The sequence below is a fragment of the Vibrio sp. 1402 genome (assembly GCF_033340275.1).
On the sequence record NZ_JAWOWE010000674.1, the window covers coordinates 1 to 524 of the forward strand.

1 protein-coding gene is annotated in these 524 nt (G+C 42.7%); it reads left to right on the forward strand.

From position 1 onward, the window contains the following. Positions 1–524: type VI secretion system baseplate subunit TssF (locus tag R7044_RS27870; RefSeq protein ID WP_318141758.1), on the forward strand; the 524-nt coding region annotated here is incomplete at both ends.

A 524-nucleotide genomic window follows, 5' to 3' on the forward strand; every position in this document is an offset into this window, starting at 1 on the left:
CACGCACTACATGAGCGCGAGTGAAGTGTATTGGTTAATGAGACGAGAGGATAAAAACTGGGCCGGTGGCTACGATGAGCCTGGTCGAGAGACTTATGTTTCTTTTGTTGATAAGCAATACCAGTTGTTCAGCCCTGAAAGCAGAGATAATTGGCTGATGTATGTGGAAGCTGAGTGTTGCAATCGTAATTTGCCACAAAAAATTCCATTTGGTGGCGGGCTACCAAAGGTTCAGTTACCCAATGTTGATGATAATTTTAAATCAATCAGGTGCTTAACGTCTCTCTCCGAAACGCTTAGACCAGAGATGGATGAAAGCACACGATGGCAGCTTACCAAGCTATTAACATTGAACCATTTTACTGAAGCTGACGGCTTAGCAACGTTAAAACAAACATTGAATTTGTATGCATTTGCAGGCACTGCCGAAACAAAAGCCGTTATAGATGCTCTAGTCAAGCTAGAGTTTGAACATACAACCGGTAGGGTTAGTCAGAAAGGAAAAGTTGGTTTTGCACATGGAG